Source organism: Cedecea sp. B1(4) (assembly GCF_059414925.1).
Genome location: NZ_JCAHMZ010000393.1, coordinates 1 through 307 on the forward strand (window position 1 = coordinate 1; position 307 = coordinate 307).

Sequence of the window (307 nt, forward strand, 5' to 3'; positions counted from 1 at the left end):
ATGGCTTATGCGCTGACGCGCACGCGCCGGCACCGGGTCACCCTGTCCGCCGGCTGCGCCATCGCGGTGGGTCTGTTCCTGCTGGCCCAGCTGGCAGTGGAGCATCTCTTCAACTACCGGACCACCGTCGGCATCCTGGTCAACCTGGCGTGCGGCGCCTGGTTCCTCGCACTGATGGCGCGGGCGCGGGGCACCGCATGATTACCGTCAAGCATCTTTCCAAACACTAGGGCGCGCGCGCCGTGCTGTCCGACGTCAACGCGCGGTTTCCGGCGGGGCGGCTGACCTCGCTGATCGGCCCCAACGG

Annotated in this window: 1 pseudogene; it reads left to right on the forward strand. The window is 68.7% G+C overall.

What is annotated here, in order from left to right:
• Positions 1-201: pseudogene (locus ACR6JA_RS23440) on the forward strand (hypothetical protein); the annotation flags it as partial.
• Between the last annotated feature and the right edge of the window lie 106 nt (positions 202-307).